1 protein-coding gene is annotated in these 1,457 nt (G+C 68.4%); it reads right to left on the bottom strand.

Annotated features, from left to right (window positions below; translation table 11 throughout):
- Positions 1–665: 665 nt before the first annotated feature.
- Positions 666–902: a hypothetical protein gene (locus M8I34_RS41055; protein WP_250058158.1), complete on the bottom strand. Its 237-nt coding sequence runs from the start codon at positions 900–902 to the stop codon at positions 666–668.
- Positions 903–1,457: the final 555 nt, after the last annotated feature.

Raw genomic sequence — 1,457 nt, 5'->3', positions numbered from 1 at the left:
GTCCGGCCGTAGACCGTCGCGCGGACTGCCAATGGCAGTTACGGGACAGCCCTTAGACGAAAGCCGTGGCCACGCGGTTCACGGTATTCCAGGCCCTGGCCGCCGTCGGGTTCTCGACCGAGCAGGCGGACGAGCTCGTATCGCGGATGGAGGCCGGTCTTCGAGGACCGCTGGTTCGAGGGCGTCCGCGACGTCGCCAACTACCTGCTGCGCATCGCCGACACCACCGCCGCACAGCGCGGGCGCGCTGCCTCCAGCGCCAGCTGCTCACCCACTTCGGCGACCAGCCCCAAAGGCCCCGGTGGCGGAGCCCGGCTGCAGCGCTGGACGCGAAGGAGATCCTCGCAGCGGCGCAGCGGTGCACATGGGCCTGCACCCACCCAGGCAACCTCCTCGCACCCGACGCACCGGAGGAGATCCTGGCCGTGGCCCTCAGCGCTGTACGCGAAGGCGAACGGGACGGCTACGTGCAGCGCCTGGAAGCCTTCGCCGAACGGCACCGGGGGCGCGTGCGTACGGGCCGGCAGCGCTCCCGCGGCATACGGCCGTTACGCAGGTCTTGGTGTGCGGCCAGCGCAGGTAGCCGTTGAAGATCTCGGCGAGGCCGTCGGACTGCCGACTCCAGTCCATGAGCAGGCTGTACACGACGCACAAAGCCCCACCAGTCAGGCGAAGTCGATGGCGGCCAGCGCGGGGCCGGCGAACGCCAGCGCGTACTGCAGCCCGACGGCTCCGCGCCGCGCTGTGTGGCTCACCACGGCGCTGGGCAGGCAAAGCGCCAGCAGTCCCGCGACTGCGGACAGGCCCATCGACCACAGAGCCGCGCCCAGCAGGGGCCCGCTTGCGCCGTCTCCGCTGTATGCCTGATTGAGGACGATGATGAGGAACGCCCCCGTAGGCAACAGCGAGCAACAGGAGGCCGATACCGGCGAACACGCGCACTGCCGCCGTGGACGGCGCAAACGGGTCAGTCACCGTCGGAGCGGGGGCGGCAGTGGAATTCGGGTCGGGTGCGGTCATAGCCGCCATCCTCGCCCACGCGCGCCGCCCGGTCATCGTGGCAAATACTCACGAGCGGACAGAGCACGTACTCAAAGGCCCCCCGGGCGATCTTGGCTTCCAAAGGCAAGGTGCATGGCACCGCGGACCAGTACACCCGAGACGACAAGCGAACCGCGCCCGTTCGCTTGAGACGCGGCCCGGTTCAACTGAGACGGGACACTGATCGGCGCGGGCGCGGCTCGCGCGGCCGGTGCCGCTGTTTCATCCAGTCGCCATAGGTCAGAACCCTGTGGCCAACTGACTTCGCTGACAACGGACGCCGACTACGAAACGGTTTCCCTGCACCCTGCTCCGATGAGGCACGGCGTGTTTCTGCCCGCGTACGGACGGTTGGCTCTGTACTCGGGAATGGGAGTCGCTTGTCGACAACTGTCCTGTCTCATCGAAGTTAGTCG

Source organism: Streptomyces sp. MCA2 (assembly GCF_023544705.1).
GTDB classification, from domain to species: Bacteria; Actinomycetota; Actinomycetes; order Streptomycetales; family Streptomycetaceae; genus Streptomyces; species Streptomyces decoyicus.
The sequence above is the reverse complement of the archived record's forward strand: the minus strand, read 5'-3'. Positions and strand labels throughout refer to the sequence as shown.